At 45.2% G+C, this 23,099-nt stretch carries 18 protein-coding genes; 8 read left to right on the top strand and 10 right to left on the bottom strand.

What is annotated here, in order from left to right:
- Positions 1–16: 16 nt before the first annotated feature.
- From A0256_12275 to A0256_12255, 5 genes are all read right to left on the bottom strand, one after another.
- Positions 17–589, bottom strand: a complete 573-nt coding sequence (locus tag A0256_12275) for a septum formation inhibitor Maf (GenBank protein ID AMR32145.1) — start codon at positions 587–589, stop codon at positions 17–19.
- A 93-nt stretch (positions 590–682) separates the two neighbouring features.
- Complete coding sequence (locus A0256_12270) at positions 683–1,204, bottom strand: 3-deoxy-D-manno-octulosonate 8-phosphate phosphatase (protein ID AMR32144.1); 522 nt, start codon at positions 1,202–1,204, stop codon at positions 683–685.
- A 108-nt stretch (positions 1,205–1,312) separates the two neighbouring features.
- Entirely contained in the window at positions 1,313–1,555 is a 243-nt protein-coding gene (locus tag A0256_12265) for a FeS assembly protein IscX (GenBank protein AMR32143.1), read from the bottom strand.
- Positions 1,556–1,604: 49 nt separating this feature from the next.
- Entirely contained in the window at positions 1,605–1,937 is a 333-nt protein-coding gene (locus A0256_12260; protein AMR32142.1) for a ferredoxin, read from the bottom strand.
- 19 nt (positions 1,938–1,956) lie between these two features.
- Positions 1,957–2,739 (bottom strand): oxidoreductase, encoded by a 783-nt coding sequence (locus tag A0256_12255; protein ID AMR32141.1) that lies wholly within the window; start codon positions 2,737–2,739, stop codon positions 1,957–1,959.
- An 81-nt stretch (positions 2,740–2,820) separates the two neighbouring features.
- Between A0256_12255 and A0256_12250 the strand changes: the two genes are divergently transcribed.
- The 3 genes from A0256_12250 (at position 2,821) to A0256_12240 (ending at position 6,135) form a co-directional block, all read left to right on the top strand.
- Positions 2,821–3,741, top strand: a complete 921-nt coding sequence (locus A0256_12250) for a hypothetical protein (protein AMR32140.1) — start codon at positions 2,821–2,823, stop codon at positions 3,739–3,741.
- Between the two features lie 26 nt (positions 3,742–3,767).
- On the top strand, positions 3,768–4,097 hold the full coding sequence (locus tag A0256_12245; protein AMR32139.1) for a hypothetical protein: 330 nt from the start codon (positions 3,768–3,770) through the stop codon (positions 4,095–4,097).
- 667 nt (positions 4,098–4,764) lie between these two features.
- The gene (locus tag A0256_12240) at positions 4,765–6,135 is read left to right on the top strand and encodes a peptidase dimerization domain protein (protein AMR32138.1); all 1,371 of its coding nucleotides are present in this window, start codon (positions 4,765–4,767) and stop codon (positions 6,133–6,135) included.
- Positions 6,136–6,234: 99 nt separating this feature from the next.
- On the opposite strand, the gene A0256_12235 is transcribed toward A0256_12240, so the two are convergent.
- Positions 6,235–7,347 (bottom strand): dipeptide epimerase, encoded by a 1,113-nt coding sequence (locus A0256_12235; GenBank protein ID AMR32137.1) that lies wholly within the window; start codon positions 7,345–7,347, stop codon positions 6,235–6,237.
- 546 nt (positions 7,348–7,893) lie between these two features.
- Here A0256_12235 and A0256_12230 point away from each other — a divergent pair.
- From A0256_12230 to A0256_12215, 4 genes are all read left to right on the top strand, one after another.
- Entirely contained in the window at positions 7,894–8,673 is a 780-nt protein-coding gene (locus A0256_12230) for a hypothetical protein (GenBank protein ID AMR32136.1), read from the top strand.
- A 145-nt stretch (positions 8,674–8,818) separates the two neighbouring features.
- Positions 8,819–10,126 (top strand): UDP-N-acetylglucosamine 1-carboxyvinyltransferase, encoded by a 1,308-nt coding sequence (locus tag A0256_12225; protein ID AMR32135.1) that lies wholly within the window; start codon positions 8,819–8,821, stop codon positions 10,124–10,126.
- Between the two features lie 110 nt (positions 10,127–10,236).
- Positions 10,237–11,793, top strand: coding sequence for a hypothetical protein (locus A0256_12220; GenBank protein ID AMR32134.1), 1,557 nt, complete (start codon positions 10,237–10,239; stop codon positions 11,791–11,793).
- Positions 11,794–11,975: 182 nt separating this feature from the next.
- Positions 11,976–12,329, top strand: a complete 354-nt coding sequence (locus A0256_12215; protein AMR32133.1) for a hypothetical protein — start codon at positions 11,976–11,978, stop codon at positions 12,327–12,329.
- 122 nt (positions 12,330–12,451) lie between these two features.
- Here A0256_12215 and A0256_12210 read toward each other — a convergent pair whose 3' ends face one another.
- Entirely contained in the window at positions 12,452–13,813 is a 1,362-nt protein-coding gene (locus A0256_12210) for a cystathionine beta-synthase (protein AMR32132.1), read from the bottom strand.
- A 209-nt stretch (positions 13,814–14,022) separates the two neighbouring features.
- On the opposite strand from A0256_12210, the gene A0256_12205 reads away from it, so the two are divergent.
- Positions 14,023–19,854 carry a hypothetical protein gene (locus A0256_12205; protein ID AMR32131.1) on the top strand — a complete coding sequence of 1,944 codons (5,832 nt, stop codon included), beginning with the start codon at positions 14,023–14,025 and terminating at the stop codon, positions 19,852–19,854.
- 113 nt (positions 19,855–19,967) lie between these two features.
- Here the strand turns inward: A0256_12205 and A0256_12200 are convergent, their stop codons facing one another.
- The 3 genes from A0256_12200 to A0256_12190 all read right to left on the bottom strand — a co-directional run bounded on the left by A0256_12200 (position 19,968) and on the right by A0256_12190 (position 23,019).
- The gene (locus A0256_12200; protein ID AMR32130.1) at positions 19,968–20,828 is read right to left on the bottom strand and encodes an AMP nucleosidase; all 861 of its coding nucleotides are present in this window, start codon (positions 20,826–20,828) and stop codon (positions 19,968–19,970) included.
- 144 nt (positions 20,829–20,972) lie between these two features.
- Positions 20,973–22,211 carry an ATP-dependent Clp protease ATP-binding subunit ClpX gene (locus tag A0256_12195; GenBank protein AMR32129.1) on the bottom strand — a complete coding sequence of 413 codons (1,239 nt, stop codon included), beginning with the start codon at positions 22,209–22,211 and terminating at the stop codon, positions 20,973–20,975.
- Between the two features lie 79 nt (positions 22,212–22,290).
- Positions 22,291–23,019: an ATP-dependent Clp protease proteolytic subunit gene (locus tag A0256_12190; GenBank protein AMR32128.1), complete on the bottom strand. Its 729-nt coding sequence runs from the start codon at positions 23,017–23,019 to the stop codon at positions 22,291–22,293.
- Between the last annotated feature and the right edge of the window lie 80 nt (positions 23,020–23,099).

Genomic DNA, 23,099 nt, shown 5'->3' with positions numbered 1-23,099 from the left:
AAATTTTCAAATTCTGTTAATTCTGATTCAGACGACTCAACTGCTGATACACCTTCTCGGTAGGCAAGCCTACCACATTAGTGTACGAACCATTGATGCGCTCGATGCCGATCAGCCCAATGCGCTGCTGGATGCCGTAGGAGCCGGCTTTATCAAAGGGCTGATATTCCTCCACATAGCTCCTGATCTCGTGATCGGTTAGCTTGCGAAAAAAAACTTCGCTCCTGTCGTAAAATTTATTGTATTGGTGATGATGCAGCAGGCAAACCCCGGTGTAAACTTCGTGCACCTTGCCAGATAAGCGTTGTAGCATTTCCACAGCATGGTCGGCATTTTCCGGTTTTCCCAATATTAAACCATCTATAGCCACTATGGTATCGGCTGTTAAAACCACCTCATCGGTAACATCCTCATCAAAGGCTTCAGCTTTTTTAACAGCAATGTAAAGTGCTATTTCGGCGGGTGTCAATCCTTCAGGGTAAGATTCATCAACTTCTTTTAAAACCACACGGAATTCGATATCCATCAGTTTTAAAAGCTCTTGCCGGCGGGGGGATTTGGATGCGAGAATGAGTTTTAAATTTTTCATTGCCTTTTTAGACCATAGTCCATAGACGATAGTCTATGGATAACCTTCATTTAAATTTCTGCTACGGCCCATTGACTATGGACCATCGACTACCTACCAGCTATAGGCCTGTTCGTTCATCCACTTGCCCTGAATCTTCATCACCTTTTCGATGATATCCCGAACGCAGCCCTTACCACCAGCATAGGGAGAAACAAATGCACTAACGGCTTTGATCTCTTCACAGGCATCAGCTGGGCAAACGGGCAGGCCAACCATTTTCATTACCCCCAAATCGGGGATATCATCGGCCATGTAAAGCACGTTTGATGGATTGATGCTTTTTTCCTCCACGTAGATCTTAAAACGCTCGGTTTTAGTATGAGCACCCAAATAAACATCATTGATACCCAGGCTATTTAACCGGAACAGAGCGCTTTTACTGCGGCTCCCCGAAATTGCGGCCACATTATAACCGCTTTTAACGGCCAGTTGTAAAGCATACCCATCCTTTATATTAAAGGCACGGCTCTGGATGCCGGTTTCGGTAACGGAGATCGAACCGTCGGTTAGCACACCGTCCACGTCAAAAATAAAAGTTGTTATGTCTTTAAGCTTGTTTAAAAAGGATTCCATGGTTTAGGATTACACCGATTTTTTAGGGATTGCACCGATTTGTTTTAATTTTACCGAATAGGAAAGTTCATCTGCACATATGTAATTTGCACATCTGCACATTACAAATTATTGATTGTCCCGCCACTCGTAAACCCAGGCACTTTGAATTTGCTCCAAATGGCCTTCGTTTGATTGCTCGCGGGTACCGGCAAAGTTAGGGAGAGAAAGTACCCAATCCACCAATTCGGTAAACCGGATGCGGTAGATCTTTGATTCGCTAAAATCATCGCCAAACTTTTCGTAAAGGCTCATGGCTATATCTTCGTAGTCGTTCCATTGAATAGGAAGCGCAAATTTGTCGTTCGTCATTTTATATGTACTTAACGTATGGTTATTTACGTTTGGTGCTCAAATTTAATTAGTGCCCCATAAAATCCGACTGGTCGGGCAGGGTAACTTCTATATCGCCATCTATTACTACGCACTGGCAACCCAGGCGTGAGGTAATACGCGGGTTCACCGCCCTGTCGATAAAGTCTTCTTCTTTATCAGAGATCTCCTGCAGGCTGTCCATGCCTTTGTTTACATATACATGGCAGGTGCTGCAACCGCAAACGCCGCCGCAATTATGCTGTAAATCTATGCCGTTTTCCAGGCAAACGTCTAAAACAGACTCACCTTCGGCAATAGGGAGCTCGATCGTGTCGTGATCCTTTTCTTCAAAGTTTATCTTTAGCTTAAAAATATTCATTTTGGCAAAAGTAACAAAATTACTTATCCCCGTTACCCAAGTTATCGTTTTTGATAATATCCTGACTTAGTAATTGATAAATTTTCTTTAATCCGGCCTTTCCCTCAAGCATTTGCAAATGCGCTTGCATTGTTTTTTCGTCATTTCGGATCGCCGGCCCGGTTTGTACCAATGCCGGTGAATGCACCTTTATCTTGTCGGCAGTTTCGGCAATCAGCGGGCGAAGCATGTCGAAACTTAATTCGTTTTCCTGCAAAAGTCCCTGCGCTATACCGTAAAGGTAATTGGTAAAGTTGCAGGCAAAAACCGCAGCAAGATGCAAAACTTTACGCTGCGCGGAACTTACGCGGTAAACATTATTACTGATGGTACGGGCCAGTTCTTCCAGGTGTTTGGTGATCTGCTCATCGGCGCCTTCAATACACAGCGGTACCTGCCAAAAATCCAGCTCTTTTGTTTTGCTGAAAGTTTGCAGCGGGTAAAATATCCCGGCATTTGTTGTAAATTCCAGCAGCGTTTGCAGGCTCACCGCACCGGATGTATGTACAATGAGTTTTTGATGGGCAGACAATCGAGGCACAAGTTCTGCAATAGCATCATCCTTTACGGCTATGATAAATAGATCGGTCTCCGCGCTCACATCGGCCAGGCTATCAACGGCGGTGGCCCCTACATGATAGGCCAGCAAAGCAGCATTATGCATGTTAGGGCTGTAAACCTGTACTATCCGGTGCCCGGCATTTTTAAGCGCCGCCGCCAGGTGGGTAGCAACATTTCCCGATCCGATTAAAGTTATCCGCATTATATATTGAATTAGGATGTGGCGTAAAATTAAATAATTCCATTACTTTTAACCTTTAATAAAACCTTATTCTCCCCCACAATGAAATTTTTCAAAAACCTGCTAAAGGTTATTCTCGTTCTGCTTTTTATTGGAGCCGGTGTAATTGCCGCTATGTTCTTCAGCTTGAACAAAGAAACTAAAGAACTTACTTACAACTTGCGTAAAAACACTAACGGGCTTTATGTAGAAACCAGCCAGGGGGTTACACATTACGAACTGGATGGCCCCGACTCCGGCAAAGTGGTGGTGTTAATCCACGGTTTCAGCGTACCCTATTATATCTGGAACGGTACCTATGAATATTTAACCGAGCATGGTTTCCGTGTATTGCGGTATGATGAATTTGGCCGCGGCTACTCCGACCGGCCCAATGTTGTTTACAATAAAGAACTTTACCTTACGCAACTGAAAGAGCTGATTCAAAAACTGCACCTCAAAGAACCAGTGAGCCTGGCAGGCGTTTCATTTGGCGGGGCTGTAGCCGCTGATTTTACCAATGCATACCCGGAGATGGTGGATAAAGTGATATTGATAGATCCGGTTTACAAATTTGATAAACCCGACCTGCTGCCTTTTATTACTACTTTTAAAGAGGCATTAGGTGCCGATAAAAGGGCGCTCGGGCAATTATCCGATTTTAAAGAACCTGATAAACACCCTACCTGGGTACAGCAGTATACCCCGCAGATGGAGTACAAAGGCTTTCGGCAAGCACTGGTGTCCACCCAGTTTAACTATAATTTTAATGCCCGCGAAGTTTATACCGAATTGAACGCTAAGCATAAAAAGGTACTCTTAATTTGGGGAAGGGATGACAAGACGGTGCCTTTTACCTATAGCGATGACATAAAAAACGTATTAAAAAGCGAATTTTTGCCGGTGGATGATGCTGCACACCTGCCATTTATTGAACAGCCAGACATTGTAAACCCTGCCTTGGTAACATTTTTAAAAAACTAACATCTAAATAAAACATTATAAACACTATGAACACATCACTCATCACTACCAGCACCGGTTTAGAAGGATATAAGATCACCAAACATTTGGGCGTTGTACGCGGCATAACCGTTCGCAGCCGTAGCGTTGTGGGTAATTTCGCCGGCGGCATCCAGTCGTTGTTCGGTGGCAGGCTCTCTGTATATGTAGAACTTTGCGAAAATGCCCGTGAAGAAGCCTACCAATTGATGATTCAACATGCCCAGGCTTTGGGCGCTACCGGTATCGTAAACATGCGATACGACGCGAATGAGGTAATGCAGGGTATTACCGAGGTCTTAGCTTATGGCACTGCTGTAGTAGTGGAGAAGGTATAATAGCAGCCAAAAATTGCAGGCACCTGTACACCTTTTTAGCCGTCGGCTAAAGCCGGCGGCAAAGAAGTGCTTTAAATCCACAACCAGAGAGTGCTTCATTGCCGCCCCATTTATGGGACGGAGCAGATGGTGAGCTTGCTCACCGCGCTCTTTTCCGCCGGCTTTAGCCGACGACAAAGAAGTGCATTAAATCCTCAACCAGAGAGTGCTTAATTGCCGTCCCATTTATGGGACGGAGCAGATGGTGAGCTTGCTCACCTCGCTCTTTTCCGCCGGCTTTAGCCGACGACAACGAAGCGCTTTGAACCCTCAATTAGAGAGTGCTTAATTGCCGTCCCATTTATGGGACGGAGCAGATGGTGAGCTTGCTCACCTCGCTCTTTTCCGCCGGCTTTAGCCGACGACAACGAAGCGCTTTGAACCCTCAATTAAAGACTGCTTAATTGCCGTCCCATTTATGGGACGGAGCAGATGGTGAGCTTGCTCACCTCGCTCTTTTCCGCCGGCTTTAGCCGACGACAACGAAGCGCTTTGAACCCTCAATTAAAGACTGCTTTATTGCCGTCCCATTTATGGGACGGGCAGGCAAGCCTGGTTAAAATCCAGGCGCCCTCGCTTTGCGCTAAATTCTCTCAACAACACTATATTTGCTGCAAATAAATCTGCTATGCAAATCATCAAGCAATATATAGAAGAAAACAAACAGCGTTTACTGGACGAACTTTTTGAACTCCTGCGTTTTCCATCCGTTAGCGCCGACCCAAAATACAAAGCCGACGTTTTAAACGCCGCCGATTTTGTAGCCAAAAAACTAGTTGATGCCGGTGCCGAAAAGGTAGAAGTTTGCCAAACGGCCGGTTATCCAATCGTTTATGGTGAGAAGATCATCGATGCTTCCTTGCCTACGGTTTTAGTTTACGGCCACTATGATGTGCAACCTGCAGATCCGCTGGAACTCTGGAAAACACCTCCCTTTGAACCAACCATCCGCGATGGCAAAATTTATGCCCGTGGCGCCTGCGATGATAAAGGCCAGTTTTATATGCACGTTAAAGCATTTGAACTGATGATGCAAACCGATACCCTGCCCTGCAATATCAAATTCATGATAGAGGGTGAGGAAGAAGTTGGCTCAAACAACCTCGGCATTTTTGTTAAAGAACATAAACAGCGTTTAAAAGCAGATGTGGTACTGATATCTGATACCTCGATGATCAGCATGGAGCACCCATCATTGGAAACCGGCCTGCGCGGACTATCTTATCTGGAGGTAGAAGTAACCGGCCCCAACCGCGATCTGCACTCGGGCGTATATGGTGGTGCTGTAGCAAACCCGGCCACGATTTTGGCTAAAATGATCGCATCCTTGCACGATGAGGACAACCATATCACCATTCCCGGCTTTTACCATGATGTGCAGGAGCTTACCGAAACCGAGCGAGCGGAATTGAACGCTGCACCATACGATGAAGCAGCATATAAAACAGACTTGGATATTGCTGAAGTATGGGGCGAAAAGGGCTACACCACTTTTGAGCGTACCGGCACCCGCCCTACTTTAGAGGTAAACGGCATTTGGGGTGGCTATATTGGCGAAGGTGCTAAAACCGTGCTGCCATCAAAAGCAAGTGCAAAGATCTCCATGCGTTTGGTACCCAACCAAACCTCGGAAAAAATAACGCAACTTTTTACCGATCACTTCCTGTCGATAGCACCCAAATCTGTTAAAGTAAAAGTAACTCCGCACCATGGTGGCGAGCCTGCTGTTACGCCTACCGACAGCATTGCTTACAAAGCGGCCCAAAAAGCCATCGCCGAAGCATTTGGAAAGCAGCCGATACCGACCCGCGGCGGCGGCAGTATCCCTATTGTAGCTTTGTTTGAAGCTGAACTGGGCTTAAAAACCGTACTCATGGGTTTTGGACTGGACAGCGACGCACTGCACTCGCCAAATGAGAAGTATGACATATTTAACTATTATAAAGGGATCGAGACTATCCCGTTATTTCATAAATATTTTGCGGAACTGAGCAAGTAGTAAATCGTCTGAATCAGAATTTACAGAATTTCTAAATTTTCAGAATGTGCAGATCTAATTCTGTGAATTCTCTAATTCTGTAAATGCTGATTCAGACATCTAAAAACTCCACTTTTCACAACCTGCCAAAAACTCCTCATCGGCATCTGCCCCTATTCCCGGCGCATCGCTGATGCCCAGGTGGTAACCATTGTATTGGGCACCGCCCACACAGGGGTCAATTAAATGGCCTAATTTGCAGGTATCCATATCATAGAATTGAATATTGGGACTGGCGTAAACGAAATGGAGCTTGCTGCTAAGGGCAATCCGGCTTTCCAGCATGCCGCCCATCATACAAGGAATGCCTTTTTCGGCGCAGGTATCGTGGATCTTTTTTGCTTCAATAATACCGCCGGCTTTGGCCATTTTAATGTTTACGTAATGGCAGCTGCCGCTGTTGATCTGCTTGCGGGCATCGTGATGGTTGTAAACGCTTTCATCAGCCATGATCTTCACCGGCGAGCGGCCCATCAGTTCGGGCAGCAGGTCATCATACCAGGTGCGCATTGGTTGTTCGCAAAATTCTATATCGTATTCGCCAAGCGCCTGCAAAGCAAACACCGCTTCATCAAAGCTCCAGCCCTGGTTGGCATCTATCCTGATCTTCATTTCCGGCCCGACGGCCTCACGGATCTGTTTGATCCGTTCTACATCTGTTGCGGCACCTTTACCCAGCTTTACCTTCAATATATTTGCTCCGGATGCCTTAAACTCAATTGCCTTTTTTGCCATTACCTCCGGCGTGCCTATGCCAATGGTGATATCGCTTTCCACCACCCGCTTTTCCCCGCCCAGGAATTTATAAAGAGGCAGTCCCGCATTTTTCGCAGCAATATCAAACAGCGCCATATCAAAGGCACTCTTAATGGTACCATTACCTGCGGCGGCATTATGTAATTGCTGCATGCGGGCAGGGATTTCCAGCGCGTTTTGGCCTTTCCACAATTTAGCAAAGTCTTTAGCCATCACCAGGCAAGTATCCTGTGTTTCGCCAACAATCATCGGGAAAGCCGAGCATTCCCCTACCCCGTAAAAACCAGCGTCGGTATGCACACGAATAAAAGTATTTGCCGCGTGATCCATTGTACCCGTAGCAATGGTAAAAGGTTCCATGGGGATACTGAAACGATAGATATCAACCGAAGTAATAATTGCAGACTGCTTGTTCATTTGAGTAGATGCTTAGCGCTAAAATAGAACAAATAATTTTGGAGGAGACTTGAGTGTATATGAATTGGGCGAATTTATTGAGTGAACACGAATTTCACTAATTATTCGAATTTTCTCAAATCATATCGCCTATGCACTAAGCCACTTGCAAATCAAAATTCGTGAAATTCGTTTTGTTCGATCAAATTCGTGTTCACTTAATGGGCGTTCAATGGTCGATGTTAATAAAACATATTGCAGACTGAGTGAACACGAATTTCACGGATTAGGCGAATTTTCTCAAATCATTTCGCCTTATGCACTAATCCACTTGCAAATCAAAATTCGTGAAATTCGTTTTGTTCGATCAAATTCGTGTTCACTCAATTCGTGTTCACTCAATTATGTTCACTTAAAATTAACAACTTGCACTTTATCATAATTATTTTATATTTGCGTTAGTACTTCGTACTAATCCATTTCGGCACTCCGGTTTCTGCCTCTTTTTTAGGAAACTGTCCATGTGCCGGGAACACTTCAAGATATTTTACTTCATTAAAAAAATACATGGCATTAACTACTTTGCCTGGTGAGTTTGATTATAACTCTACCCGGAATAAACTTTTACTTACCGAATACGGCCGCAACGTGCAAAACATGGTGAAATACATTGTTGCACTGCCTACTAAAGAAGAACGCAACAAATATGCACAGGTGGTGATAGACCTGATGGGTTTTTTAAACCCTCACCTGCGCGACGTAGCCGACTTTAAGCACAAACTTTGGGATCACCTGCACATTATATCTGATTTTCAACTGGATGTGGATTCTCCGTACCCAAAGCCAAGCCCTGAAGCTATCCATTTAAAACCCGAGCCACTTAAATACCCGCACCAACGCATCAGGTACAAACACTATGGCAAAACCATAGAAATGATGATAGAGAAAGCCAAAAGCATTGAAGAGCCGGACCGTCGCCGCCATATGGTGCAGGCCATAGCCAATTTCATGAAAATGGCCTATGTACAGTGGAATAAAGATTCTGTTGCCGATGACCTGATCTTGTCGGATCTGCTGCACTTATCGGGCGGTGAATTAAAATTGGAGGAAAACGTTAACCTTAACAAGGTAGAGTTCCGCACCAATCCATACAACAATAATCAGAACAACAACAACAACCGGGGCGGCCGCACCAACAACAACCAAAATAACAATAACCAAAACAACCGCAACAATGGCGGTGGCGGCGGTGGTGGTGGCCGTACCAACAACAATAACCCGCGGAATAATAATAACAACCAAAATAACAACCGCGGGCGTAACCCGGGTGGCGCTAAGAAATATTAGTAGGTGGTCAATAGTCCTTGGTCAATAGCCAATTATCCTGGGCTCTTTGTTAATAGATCATAACAGATTGTATAAGTAATATACTTTTCTAATCTTTGCCAAACTATGGTCTATCGACTATGGACCATGGACTAAAACCATACTTATGAGGAATGCATTTGAGATACAGGGCGGTAAAAAGCTAAAAGGCGAGATCATCCCGCAGGGTGCCAAGAACGAGGCGCTGCAAATTATATCCGCTGTATTACTTACCGGCGAAAAAATGACCATTAATAACATACCTGATATACAGGATGTTAATAAACTGATTGAATTAATTGGCGATATGGGTGTTGAGGTGAACCGCACGTCGCGCTCTACCTGCACTTTCGAGGCCAAAGAAATAGACCAGGATTTTTTCAATTCCGACGCTTTTAAAACAAAGGGCGGCGGTTTGCGTGGATCTATTATGATCCTGGGCCCGCTGCTGGCTCGTTTTGGAAAGGCGTCTATCCCAAAACCGGGTGGCGATAAAATCGGCCGCCGCAGGCTGGACACCCACTTCCTGGGCTTTGAGAAACTGGGCGCCAGGTTTGATTATAACCCGGAAAATGGCTTTTACAACGTAGATGCATCCAACCTAAAAGGCACTTACATCCTGTTAGATGAAGCATCAGTTACCGGTACGGCTAACATTGTAATGGCTGCCGTTTTAGCCAAAGGCACCACTACCATTTATAATGCTGCCTGCGAGCCCTACCTGCAGCAGCTTTGCAAAATGCTTAACCGCATGGGCGCTAAGATCAGCGGTATTGCATCCAATCTGTTAACTATTGAAGGCGTAGAAAGCCTGGGCGGCACAGACCATACCATGCTGCCGGATATGATCGAGATCGGATCGTTCATCGGAGTTGCTGCTATGACGGGATCTGAGATCACCATTAAAGATGTTAAATACAAAGAGCTGGGAATGATCCCGGATGTATTCAAACGCCTCGGGATCAAGATGGAACTGCGCGGCGATGATATTTACATTCCATCACAGGATCATTATGAGATCGATACGTTTATTGATGGCACACTGCTAACCGTGGCCGATTCGCCATGGCCGGGCTTTACGCCCGATCTGCTGAGCATTGTGCTGGTAGTAGCCACACAAGCAAAGGGTTCGGTACTTATTCACCAGAAAATGTTTGAGAGCCGTTTATTCTTCGTAGATAAACTGCTGGATATGGGGGCCAACATTATTCTTTGCGATCCGCACCGTGCTACCGTTATCGGCCTGGACAAGCAAATTCAGTTGCGTGGCATCTCTATGACCTCGCCGGATATCCGTGCCGGAGTTTCCTTACTGATTGCTGCGCTATCAGCAAAAGGTAAATCAACCATCTACAATATCGAGCAAATAGAACGCGGCTATCAAAATATAGATGAGCGTTTAATTGCACTGGGTGCAGATATAAAAAGAGTTTAAAATAAAACGAAAGCAGAAAGTGCAAAGCAGAAAACCGCTGTTTTGTCTTTCTGCTTTTTTTTATAGCTTTAGCCTTTCAGCCCCGAGCGTTCAGCTTTAACAACCAATTAATGCCCTACAAAAACCGGAGATCAAGTTACTCTAAGTTCATCATGATCTTTGTTGCGCTAAAGGTGCTGCTAAACCTTTTAGCCATCAGCCGTTTCGGGTTTCACCGCGACGAATTTTTGCACCTGGTTTTGGCAGACCACCTGGACTGGGGTTACAAAGAAGTGCCCCCGTTCATTGCCATACTGGCTAAAATTACGTTGTCAGTTTTTGGCGATTCGGTATTCGCAGCACGCATCTTCCCCACTATAGCCGCCGGGCTCATCGTTTGGCTTACCGGGCGCATCACCGTAGAACTGGGCGGCCGGCGGTTTGCTATTACCCTTGCCTGCCTTGCCCTAATCTTTGCTCCGGCGTTTGCCGCAAGCGAATATCTTTTTCAACCCGTAGTGTTCGATCAGCTTTGGTGGGTAGTTACCGTGTGGCTTTTTACCAAGTATTTAAACACTGCCGATGTACGCTACCTGTATTGGCTCGGCGCTGCTGTTGGCCTTGGAATGCTTACCAAGTATACCATGGCTTTCTTTACCTTTTCGCTCATCATCGGCATCCTCATCAGTAAGGAAAGGAAATTACTTTTTAACCGCCATGTCATCATAGCCGCTTTAATTGCCGTACTTATATTTCTGCCCAATATCATCTGGCAGTTTGCACATCACCTGCCGGTGATTAATCACATGAAAGAACTGCGCGCCACCCAGCTGGACTATGTTACCCCGGGCGACTTTAGTATGCAGCAATTACTGGTGAATGGCCCCGCCCTTTTTGTTTGGCTTGTCGGTTTTGGCTTCCTGCTGTTTTCGTTTTCGCTGAGGCGATTCAGGTACCTGGCTATTGCCTATATCCTCATCTTTCTATTTTTGCTGGAGATGAACGGTAAAAATTATTACCTGTTTGGGGCGTATCCCATGCTTTTTGCGGCAGGTGGTTTTGCATTCGAGAAGTTCATCAAACGCTCTAATGTAGTATTACGCGTGGCCGCAATATTATTTTTTGTAGTGCCAAACCTATTGATCCTGCCTATCGTACTACCAGTACTGTCACTGGATAAAACACTTGGCTTCTTCAGATACACGCGGCAAAATTTGCCCTTTTTGGATTTTATTATCACTTGGGAGGATCTGCAAAAACACCCCACCACGCAGGATTATGCGGACATGCTAGGCTGGGAAGAGATGGCCCAAAAGGCAGCGGCTGCCTATCACAGCCTTACGCCCGAACAGCAACAGCATGCGCAAATTTACGCTGATAACTATGGCGAAGCCGGTGCTTTGCACCATTTCCACAAAAAGTACAACATGCCAGATGTAGCTAGTCTCAATAGCAGCTTTACCCTTTGGGCCCCACCTACGCTGGATGCGCGGTACATCATCTATGTAGATGATGATGACAATGTAGAGAGAAGGCTTGCCCCCATGCTGGATAGTTACCGCAAAACCGGCGAAGTGCTTAACCCCCTGGCCCGCGAAAAAGGCACCAGGATCTATTTGCTCATCCAATCTTCGCAAAAACTCAATAATGTATATAAAGCAGAGTTGGCGAGGAAGAATGAGGAGTAGAGGATGATGTGCAAATGTGCGGATTTAAGATGTGCAGATAGAAAGCACCTTTTTTGCTGCCTTTTGCTGCCGCGAGATTAGCGTAGCGTATCTCGTGGTGGGCATAGTGCAAGCTTCCAGCTTGCGTCAGCTGAAAGCTGACGCAATGCATAGTCACGAGTTGAAAGCTCGCGACAGCGGTGGTGGATAATGATGTGCATATTAAAAGCACCTTTTTTTGCTGCCGCGAGATTAGCGCAGCGTATCTCGTGGTGGGCATATTGCAAGCTTCCAGCTTGCGTCAGCTGAAAGCTGACACCATGCATAGTCACGAGTTGAAAACTCGCGACAGCGGTTTGAAAACTCGCGACAGCGGTTTGAAAACTCGCGACAGCGGTTATAGCGTATTAAGTATTTCATATTTTTTTTGCTGCCGCGAGATTAGCGCAGCGTATCTCGTGGTGGGCATAGTGCAAGCTTCCAGCTTGCGTCAGCTGAAAGCTGACACCATGCATAGTCGCGAGTTAAAAACTCGCGACAGCGGTGTCACGAGTTGAAAACTCGCGACAGCTGTAGTATTTCATATTTTAAATATCGAAATGTTTAAAAAAAAAGACGCGAGGTATCGCGTCTCTACAATTAAAAACTTTTCAGCTTTCAACTTAATCCTTTTAGCTCCCTATGCCGATATCGCATTGATAATATCGTACTGTGTGATGATCTCGATGTTGCCATGCTCATCTTCTACCAGCACAGCGATGTTATCCTTATTGATCATACCGGAGATCTTATCGATAGAGGTATTCAGATCAACAAAGGGGAACGGTGCAGTGGAGATACTTTTTACCGGCTGCGATTTAATGCCCGGGTTTTCCATCAGCGAACCAAGGATATCACTCTCCGTTATTTTACCGATCACCATACCTTTTTGCGTCACCGGGATCTGGCTGATGTTTAAAGATTTGATAGTGTTAATAGCTTCTAATACCGTTTTCTCACAATCGATGGTAACAATTTCCTGGCTTTCTTTTTTGCTGATGATATGGCGGGCAGTCAGTTTTTCTTCCTTGATAAATCCGCGGTCGCGCAGCCAATCGTCGTTATACATTTTACCCAGATAGCGGGTACCATGATCCGGAAAAATCACCACCACCACATCACCTTCCTTAAACATATCCTTCATTTGCAGCACACCGGCAATGGCTGAACCGGTAGAATTGCCGGCAAAAATACCCTCCTTACGGGCGATCTCGCGGGTCATCAGCGCCGCGTCTTTATCTGTTACTTTTTCAAAATGATCGATCAGACTAAAATCGACATTCTGCGGCAGGAAGTCCTCGCCGATCCCTTCGGTAATATACGGGTAGATCTCGTTCTTATCGAACTCGCCTGTTTCTTTGTATTTCTTGAATATGGAACCATAGGTATCAATACCCAAAACTTTTATGGCCGGGTTTTTTTCTTTCAAAAACCGAGCAGTGCCGGAGATGGTACCGCCGGTGCCCACACCTACTACCAGGTGTGTGATCTTGCCTTCGGTTTGCTCCCATATCTCTGGACCTGTTTGCTCATAATGGGCCTGCGAATTGCTCAGGTTATCGTATTGGTTTGGTTTCCACGAGTTGGGCACCTCGCGCTCCAAACGGGAGGACACCGAATAGTATGACCGTGGGTCTTCCGGATCCACGTTGGTAGGACAAACAATCACCTCTGCACCAAAGGCACGCAGCGCATCAAATTTTTCTTTGGATTGCTTATCGGTACTCGTGAAAATACATTTGTAGCCTTTTATTACCGCGGCAATGGCCAGGCCCATACCGGTATTGCCCGATGTACCTTCGATGATAGTTCCGCCCGGTTTAAGCTTACCGCTTTTTTCAGCATCCTCAATCATTTTAAGGGCCATACGGTCCTTAATTGAATTACCGGGATTGGTGGTCTCTATTTTGGCCAGCACAGTAGCTGGTATATCTTTTACTACTTTATTCAGCTTTACCAGGGGCGTATTGCCAATGGTTTCCAGGATATTGTTATACCACATACTTTAAAATTAATAATGGGTTGTTGGCGATAACACCAACAGCGGCGAAAATCTACCAAACCTATCGATAAAACAGGTTAGGACGCAAAATTACCTTTTTTAAAATGATATTTTTTTATGGAAAATCATTTACTGCTGCATCTTCCTGTTAAATAATAATACCAACAAAAATTAACCACAGGGACCAGCCAACCCACAATAACCCCGTTATGCCGCCATCAATTACCAAATTATTTACTGCTTTATGCCTGTTATCGCTTGCATCCGGCAATGCCACCGCTCAAAATCTGCTCAGTAAGAGCCGGCAAAGCAGCTATTATACTTATGTATATCAACTCAACGATGCGGATGTACTGAAGTATTATCAATCGGCCGGGAAATCTTTCTCCGACGTCGCTTTGCACACACCGGTAGATTCGTTTAAAACGGATGGCTATTGGAAGAATATCCTACCGGAGGGCAACTATGTAAAGGTGTACGCCGAACAAAATTCCCTGAAGTATACATTGCTGGAGAATCATTCGGCGTACTTAAAAATGTTCGTCACCCAGCGCGAACATCGTTTTACGCTTGCCGATAAACAGGGGCAATACATTAGTAAAGCGGTAGTGACGCTAAATAGCAAAGCAGTATCCTTTGATGATCAAAGCGCCACCTGGTATTTTAAGCGGGCTAAAGCAAACAATATCCTGAGGGTGGATTATGCCGGAGTAAGCAACTTCTTTTCTGTAGCCGACCAAGGGCGCAATAACTATAGTTACTACCACCCAACCTGGCTGAAAAGACGCTGGTCTTCCTTAAAAAATCTGTTCAGGAAGCGCAATCATTACCCGCAGAGTGCCTATACCGGTTTTATGGTTTTTAATAAGCCGGTTTATAAGCCGCGCGATACCGTAAAATTCAAAGCTTTTATCCTGAATCATCGCGATAAAAAGCCGGTTGCGCAAAAACAATTGCTCGTTAAAGTGGGCACCTATAGCAGTAAAAAAACTTTAGGTATAGTAACTGCCTACCGACAGGGTGGCTTTGAATACAGCTTTTTATTAACCGACAGCCTCGATTTAGACCTTGACGATGACTACACGATAGAATTATCAGAGATCGATAAGAAGGCCAAGCCAAAAAAGGATGACGACGACGATGATGACGAACAAACCGACAATAAAAAAGTAATGCTCACGGGTAACTTTAAATATGAGGAGTACGAACTTAAATCTGTAAAGTTTGCCATGCGGGCCGACAAAAAAGAACACTGGCCGGGCAGCCCTTTGGCGATATACTTAAAAGCTACCGACGAGAATGACTTGCCGGTAGCCGATGGCCGTGTTAATTTAAAACTGATCACCAGCCGGGTAAATGATTACAAAACGAACCATGCATTTATTCCCGATACGCTGTGGCTGCATAAAATAACGCTGGATGCCATTGGGGAAACAAAAGTTGTGATCCCGGATTCTATTTTCCCGAAGGCCGGGGTGGCCTATGACATAGAAGCGCAGTTTTTAAACTCCAATAACGAAGAACAGACTGAACACCTCTACGAGAAATTCATTTACAGGCGGTTTAATATTTTAACAGAGATAGTAAACGATACCTTAAAAATAAAACACGAGGAATTTGGGAAATCTATGGTAACTCAGGCGTTTGTAAGTGTTTTAAATGCAGAAGGTGACGCACTATCTAAAACTAAGATAACGCTGCCGGGCTCCATCCTAATCAACCCTAGTGCTGCTGAATATCATATTGCCACCGATAGTACCGACATTGATGTATCACTAAAGGAATTTGAAAGTAACATATCCTTATCCGGTGAACGCACTGCCGACTCTGTTTTCATCAGCATCAATAATCCGCGTAAGCTGCCGCTCTTTTATTCGGTGTTTTCCGGCGGCGCACTCATAGATGGCGGAAAGGGCAAAACCATTGCCTATAAGCGCGCCTACAAGAGCAGCAAGCCCGTTACTTTTACGGTAAACTACGTTTGGGCCGGGCAGGTTAAAAAGGAAGAGGCGAGTGTAATTTACAGGAAAGACATACTCAACCTCAACGTAAAGCAACCCGTTACCGTTTATCCCGGGCAGCAGGTAACAACCGATATTGTAGTAACAGATGCAGCAGGAAAGCCCGTTGCCAATGCCGACCTCACCGCATGGGCACTCACCAAAAAATTTGCCTACAACGTACCCTATATCCCCTATCTTGGCAAAGGCTATAAAAATGCTGCGGTGCTGAATTTGTTCCGCTTGGAAGATATAGATGGCAGGGGCATGTTGAAATTAAACTGGGCACGGTGGAACCGGGAAATGGGGCTGGATAGTATTACCTATTTTAAATTTACGCACCCTGCCACCCTATTCAAAATTGAAGAACCGGCTTTAGACAGCATAACACAGGTAGCACCTTTTATCGTGAAGAACGGTAATATCCTGCCGGTACATATCCTATTTATTGACGAAAAGCCGGTATACTTTAGCCAGGCGCAACAACTTAACCCTTATAGTTTTAAAGTTAGTCCGGGTTTACATACGCTTAAATTCCGGCTGGATACATTGTTGCTGACACTGGATACTGTGCGGGTAAATAAAGGGCGCAAACTCATCATGAGCATCAATGCTGACTTGCTGCATGCGGTAAAGATGAAAGATTCGCTCAGTAAATATGAGGCCGACCTGATCAACCGATACATGATCACGGTGGTCAATAACTTCGACCAAAAGAAATCGCTCATCCTGCAAGAGGACCGCACCTTTTTTCTTAACCCCTACGGAGTGGCAAATAAAACCATTCTTACGGGCCCGCTCAGCACCAACTTCACCATATTTGACCATAAAGGACGAGGGCAGCAATTCTTTAACGCTGAACCGGGATACTCCTTCCTCTTTGAACCGGGACTAATCAGACAAAAAAGTATTGGCACTCCCTACCCGTTCAGCCGGTATTTGCCGGGAGCAACAGGCGGTACCAATTACCGGCAACAGGTACTCACCAACCGCATGGCCGACAGCATCTGGCAGGATTATCTGAATATACGCAGCTACAGTCAGCAGCTGTTTAATAATCCACCAGTCAAATCAGGCAAAACCGGGCAGTTGGTTTACGAGCAGTTAATGGTGAAAAATGAAAAATATACGCTCATTAAAAATGTACTAATTTACCGTTACGACGACCCGGATTACCTCCGCATTTACCCTGGCAACACCACAGATTTTGGCAGCCTCTCCGCAGGAAAATACCGGCTATTTTTTCTATTAAAAGGAGACGCGTACGATGTAAAAGAAAATATCGAAGTGAGAACAAATGGCATTAATCACTATCAATTCCAGGTACGCCCGGCACATTCAAAAGATGCGGTAAGTATAACTGCAGGCAATATAATCAGTAACCGGAGCTCCAATACCTATAATAATTACGATTACCAGATTGAAAATGACCAGCTAAAATTAAAAGAGGCGTTCAACGATAAATACCTGGATAAAGCAGCTTTTGATCAACTAATTACCGGGAAAGTAACGGACAAAGATGGTAAGGAACCCCTTGTTGGCGTAAATATCCGCGTTAAGGGCACATCAATAGGCACGCAAACAGATATTCACGGAAACTTCCGGATAAAATCGCCAACTAACGCTAAGCTTATTATTACCTATATCGGCTTTATTACAAAGGAGATAGATGCTGTAATTGGGCAACCGCTTCAAATCAACCTTTTTGCCAGTTACAAATCTTTGAATGAGGTTGTTGTGGTAGGTTATGGCACAACCAGGAAGAAAGACATGACAAGCTCGGTGAGTACAGTCACTATTCAAAATTTGCTGCAGGGCCAGATGGCCGGCGTTTCCATTACCGAAGGGGCACCAGGTGCAGGTATGGAAATCAGGATCAGAGGAAACGCATCGCCAGGCAATCAGAAACCGCTTTATGTGATAGACGGGGAAATTGTGGCCGATCTGAAGGGCATCAGTCCGGATATGATTGGCGAGATTAGCGTACTAAAAGCTGCTGCCGCAACGGCGCTTTATGGGTCGATAGCAGCTAATGGCGTTATATTGATCAGTACCAAAGGCAAAACTAAAGAAACAGCCGCTACTGCTGCCGATACCACCGTTGGCGCAGGTGTGCATAGCATCCGCAAAAACTTTGCGGATTACGCTTACTGGCAGCCCAAGCTCACTACCGACGAAAATGGCAAAACCAGCTTTACCAGCGTTTTCCCTGATGATATTACCAACTGGCGCACTTTCGTTATCGGTATAAACGGCAACCGGCAAAGTGGCTTTTCCGAAAAACAGATAAAATCATTTAAGCCGTTAAGTGCCAATTTTATTGCCCCGCAGTTTGCTGTGGTGGGCGATGAGATGAATTTGATAGGTAAAGTAATGAATTATAACGCCACCCCTGTAAAGGTAAACCGCATTTTCAGCTACAATGGCAAGATACTGAAGCAAGGTAATCTCAACATTAGCAACGCAAAGATTGACACACTAAATATTACAGCTTCTGCTACCGACAGCCTGGAGTTTGAGTACAGCATAATACGCGACAACGGTTATTACGACGGCGAGCGGCGCAAGATCCCGGTAATTAAACCGGGCGTGCAGGAAACCAAAGGCATTTTCGCTGCGCTGGATAGGGACACCACCCTCAGCCTAAAATTCGACCCTTCAATGGGGCCGGTAACTTTCCGTGCCGAGGCCTCTGCCCTGCCCGCACTGGCTGAAGAAGCCCGCAAACTGCGGGATTACAAATATCTCTGTAACGAACAGCTGGCTTCTAAATTGAAAGGTCTGCTCTCTGAAAAACGGATCAAAAGTTTCCTGGACGAAACTTTTAATTATGAAAAGAACCTATTGGATGTTATTAAAAAACTACAGGCTAACCGCAGAAGCACCGGTACCTGGGGATGGTGGAAAGATTCCAACGAAGAGCTTTGGATCAGCCTGCATGCTGTGGAAGCGTTGCTGGATGCCAAAAGTATGGGATACACCGTGCAGATTGATAGCCAGAAATTAACAGACTACCTGATCTATCAAATGGAAAGCTACCACAGTGAGGATAAACTGGTGTGCCTGCAATTACTGTACAAACTCGGCGCTAAGGCCAATTATGAGAAATACCTTGGCGTAATTGCGAAAGAATACAACAGTAGAAAGGTGCGCGATCTGGCGGACTACAACCGCTTCCGCCTGTTGCTTTTAAAGCAGGAAATCGGCTTCACCGTTAAAACGGACAGTTTGCTTACCATCAGTAAAGCCACCATGTTTGGCAATGTTTACTGGGGCGAGGATAATTATCGTTTCTTTGATAACTCCGTTCAGCTGAGTGTGCTTGCTTACAAAATTCTTAAAAATGAAGGCAAACACCCGGCAGTGCTGGCCAAGATCCGCGGCTACTTTTTGGAGCAGCGTAAAAAGGGCGAATGGCGCAACACCTATGAGTCGGCACTGATCCTGGAAACCATTTTGCCCGATCTGCTGCAAAACTACGGGCAAATCAAACCTGCTACGCTTACTATTAACGGGGCATCCAAAGCAACGATAACTACTTTTCCTTACACCACTACGCTTAAAGACAATAACATTACGCTAAGTAAAACCGGCAGCCTGCCTATTTACATTACCGGTTACCAGCAATTCTGGAACGGCACGCCGGAAAAGGTAAGCAAAGACTTCACGGTGGATACCCGCTTCGAGAAAAAGGGATTACAGGTGAATACGCTGAAAGGCGGCGAAACCGTGGAGCTAAAAGCCGAGGTTACTGCCCGTGCAGATGCCGATTTTGTAATGATAGAGATTCCTATCCCAGCCGGTTGTTCTTACGAAAACAAGGACCAGCAATGGGATAACAACGAGGTACACCGCGAATTCTTGAAAGAAAAAGTGAGCATCTTTTGCCGCAAGCTAAAGCAAGGCAAATACGCTTTCACCGTAAACCTGATGCCACGTTATAGCGGTAACTACAACCTAAACCCGGCTAAGGCGGAGATGATGTATTTCCCCGTGTTTTATGGCAGGGAAGGGATGAAGAAGGTGGTGGTTGGAAATTAGTTTCACCAACGGCGTCATGCGGAACTTGTTTCAGCATCCCACAGGACAGGTAAACGGCCTACCGGCAACCTGTCCTGTGGGGTCCCGAAATAAATTCGGGATGACGGCTTATTTTAAAACTTCAAATGCTTCACCGTTAAACCTCCATTGATCAGTTGTTTCAATGATTCGATCCCTACACGCAGGTGGGTTTCTACATATTGTTCGGTAACGGATGAATCACTTTCGGCAGTTTTTACACCTTCCGGGATCATCGGCTGATCTGATACCAGCAGCAATGCGCCGGTTGGGATCTTGTTGGCGAAGCCCGTTGTAAAAATTGTGGCGGTTTCCATATCGATAGCCATGGCGCGGAGGTCTTTTAAATACTTTTTAAAGTCTTTATCATGCTCCCAAACGCGGCGGTTGGTGGTATAGCAGGTGCCGGTCCAGTAATCGCGTCCATAATCACGAATGGTGGTAGAGATGGCTTTCTGCAGGGCAAAGGACGGCAATGCAGGCACTTCAGCAGGCAGGTAATCGTTTGATGTACCTTCGCCGCGGATAGCCGCTATAGGCAGGATAAGGTCACCTACGTTATTCTTCTTTTTCAAGCCTCCGCATTTGCCGAGGAATATAACGGCTTCCGGGTGAATGGCTGTTAAAAGATCCATTACTGTAGCTGCAACCGAGCTGCCCATACCAAAATTGATAATGGTGATACCGTTAGCAGTAACGCTTTGCATCGGCTTATCCAGGCCCATAATGGGTGCGTTATCATGCCATTCGGAAAACAGCTGCAGGTATTTGGAAAAATTGGTGAGGATAATGTATTTGCCAAACCCATCAAGCGGGCGGCCGGTATAGCGCGGCAGCCAGTTGGCAACAATGGCATCTTTGGTTTTTAACCCGGACTTTACGGGCGATTGTACTTCTTTAACTTTTTTGGCGTCTTTTGATGTTTCCTCTTTCTTTACATCTAGTTGTTCGTTCATTTTTTGAGTTCTCCTAATATTTATCCCATTGGCGAATTCCGTTGGGGGCGTTTAAAAACCTTTTTATACAGCAAACCCCGGCGGATTATGGCCAGGGCTGCGGGTTTTGTTATACAAATATAGCTATTTAAAGCGAATTTATTGTTAAGCTACCTTTAACTTTTTAAGATCAGATTTCTCAAATTTCTCTATTGCATAGTCCAAAGTGACGTTTAATCGCTTTACATCTTTCTTAGACGGAAACTCAAACATCGCATCGATCATGATGGCTTCACATATCGAACGCAGGCCACGTGCACCTAATTTAAACTCCATCGCCTTATCAACAATAAAGTCCAGCACATCTACGTCGAACTCAAGTTTCACGCCTTCATACTCAAACAGTTTTTTGTATTGTTTCAATAACGAGTTTTTAGGTTCGGTAAGGATATTGTGCAAGGCGTCCCTATCCAATGGGTTCAAATAAGTAAGCACCGGCAAACGACCGATCAGTTCCGGGATCAAACCGAATGATTTCAGATCCTGCGGAGTGATGTACTTGTATAGATTTTTCATATCTACTTCGCTGTCATCCCGTTTCATTTTGTAACCAACCGTTTGTGTACGCAGCCTGTTAGCAATCTTTCTGTCGATGCCGTCAAACGCTCCGCCGCAAATAAACAGGATATTACTCGTGTTCACGGTGATCATTTTCTGGTCGGGATGCTTGCGACCGCCTTGTGGCGGTACATTTACCATAGTGCCCTCCAGGATCTTTAACAATGCCTGTTGTACGCCTTCACCGCTTACATCACGGGTAATGGAGGCATTATCGCTTTTACGGGCAATTTTATCCACCTCATCAATATATACAATACCACGTTCTGCGGTGGCCACATCGTAATCTGCACTTTGCAATAACCGGGTCAGGATGCTTTCAACATCCTCGCCTACATAGCCAGCTTCGGTTAAAACCGTAGCATCACAAATACAAAAAGGTACGTTAAGAATCTTAGCAAGGGTTTTAGCCAGCAGGGTTTTACCTGTACCGGTTTCACCCACCATAATGATGTTTGATTTTTCTATCTCTACCTCATCCTTATCAACCCTTTGGTTTAAACGCTTGTAATGGTTGTAAACCGATACAGCCAATACCTTCTTTGCGTCGTCCTGCCCAATAATGTATTGGTCCAAATGGGTTTTAATCTCGTAAGGCTTCAATACAGACGGCGTGGCCGGAGAAGCTTTTACTTTACGCACTTTAAGCTCTTCTGCCAGTATCTCATTAGCCTGGTTAACGCACTTATCACATATATGCGCATCCAACCCCGCTATCAGCATCAGTGAGTCCTGCTTACCTGCCCCGCAAAACGAGCATCTGATCTCCTTGCTGTTCTTATTCATCTGTTTACCCTTTATCAAAAATAATCAATTTGTACCTTAAATGCAATGCCCTTGGCTACCAAGAAATACGTACCAGTCGTTATTTTGTTTTATTAATATTCCCTCTTAATACTTCATCAACCATACCAAATTCCTTGGCTTCATCGGCAATCATCCAGTAATCACGGTCTGATGCTTCCCAAACTTTTTCATAAGAGGCGCCGCTATGATCTGCAATGATCTGGTATAGTTCTTTTTTCAGCTTAGTGATCTCATGGTAAGTGATCTCGATATCACTTTGCTGGCCCTGCGCACCACCTGATGGCTGGTGAATCATCACCCTTGAATGTGGTAATGCTGCACGTTTACCTGCTGTACCTGCGCACAGTAATACGGCACCCATTGATGCAGCCATACCTGTACAAATAGTAGCTACATCGTTGGAGATGAACTGCATGGTATCATAGATCCCTAAACCGGCATAAACCGAACCACCCGGGGAGTTGATGTAGATCTGGATATCGCGCTTCGCATCTGCCGATTGCAAGAAAAGCAATTGCGCCTGTATAATATTCGCGTTTTGATCATAAATGGCGTCGCCAAGGAAAATAATCCGGTCCATCATTAAACGGGAGAACACGTCCATCTGGGCAACGTTCATCTGGCGCTCTTCAATGATATAAGGCGTCATGCCGGTTGGGTTATAAATACCGCTCGGCATGCGGCTGCGGTCAATGTTTGCTATATATTTATCTACAGCTAAGCTATTTAAGCGGTGATGCTTAACGGCATATTTACGGAATTCATTTTTATCGATATTACTGCTCATGATATTTGTTTTATAGAATTTAATGCTTTTTGGTAACGGCCTTAAATATAGTTGTTAGTTGAATAGATTTGGTGATATAA

The sequence above is a fragment of the Mucilaginibacter sp. PAMC 26640 genome (assembly GCA_001596135.1).
Lineage (GTDB): Bacteria > Bacteroidota > Bacteroidia > Sphingobacteriales > Sphingobacteriaceae > Mucilaginibacter.
Note: the sequence above shows the minus strand (reverse complement) of the source record. Positions and strands in the feature narration are given on the sequence as shown.

Coding starts and splice junctions, on each gene's coding strand:
- A0256_12200 (AMR32130.1), bottom strand. CDS start 20,828: ATGAACGAACAACTAGATGTAAAGAAAGAGGAAACATCAAAAGACGCC.
- A0256_12245 (AMR32139.1), top strand. CDS start 3,768: ATGAACACATCACTCATCACTACCAGCACCGGTTTAGAAGGATATAAG.
- A0256_12270 (AMR32144.1), bottom strand. CDS start 1,204: ATGGAATCCTTTTTAAACAAGCTTAAAGACATAACAACTTTTATTTTT.
- A0256_12205 (AMR32131.1), top strand. CDS start 14,023: ATGCCGCCATCAATTACCAAATTATTTACTGCTTTATGCCTGTTATCG.
- A0256_12250 (AMR32140.1), top strand. CDS start 2,821: ATGAAATTTTTCAAAAACCTGCTAAAGGTTATTCTCGTTCTGCTTTTT.
- A0256_12260 (AMR32142.1), bottom strand. CDS start 1,937: ATGAATATTTTTAAGCTAAAGATAAACTTTGAAGAAAAGGATCACGAC.
- A0256_12230 (AMR32136.1), top strand. CDS start 7,894: ATGGCATTAACTACTTTGCCTGGTGAGTTTGATTATAACTCTACCCGG.
- A0256_12225 (AMR32135.1), top strand. CDS start 8,819: ATGAGGAATGCATTTGAGATACAGGGCGGTAAAAAGCTAAAAGGCGAG.
- A0256_12275 (AMR32145.1), bottom strand. CDS start 589: ATGAAAAATTTAAAACTCATTCTCGCATCCAAATCCCCCCGCCGGCAA.
- A0256_12195 (AMR32129.1), bottom strand. CDS start 22,211: ATGAATAAGAACAGCAAGGAGATCAGATGCTCGTTTTGCGGGGCAGGT.
- A0256_12220 (AMR32134.1), top strand. CDS start 10,237: ATGCCCTACAAAAACCGGAGATCAAGTTACTCTAAGTTCATCATGATC.
- A0256_12240 (AMR32138.1), top strand. CDS start 4,765: ATGCAAATCATCAAGCAATATATAGAAGAAAACAAACAGCGTTTACTG.
- A0256_12190 (AMR32128.1), bottom strand. CDS start 23,019: ATGAGCAGTAATATCGATAAAAATGAATTCCGTAAATATGCCGTTAAG.
- A0256_12265 (AMR32143.1), bottom strand. CDS start 1,555: ATGACGAACGACAAATTTGCGCTTCCTATTCAATGGAACGACTACGAA.
- A0256_12255 (AMR32141.1), bottom strand. CDS start 2,739: ATGCGGATAACTTTAATCGGATCGGGAAATGTTGCTACCCACCTGGCG.
- A0256_12210 (AMR32132.1), bottom strand. CDS start 13,813: ATGTGGTATAACAATATCCTGGAAACCATTGGCAATACGCCCCTGGTA.
- A0256_12235 (AMR32137.1), bottom strand. CDS start 7,347: ATGAACAAGCAGTCTGCAATTATTACTTCGGTTGATATCTATCGTTTC.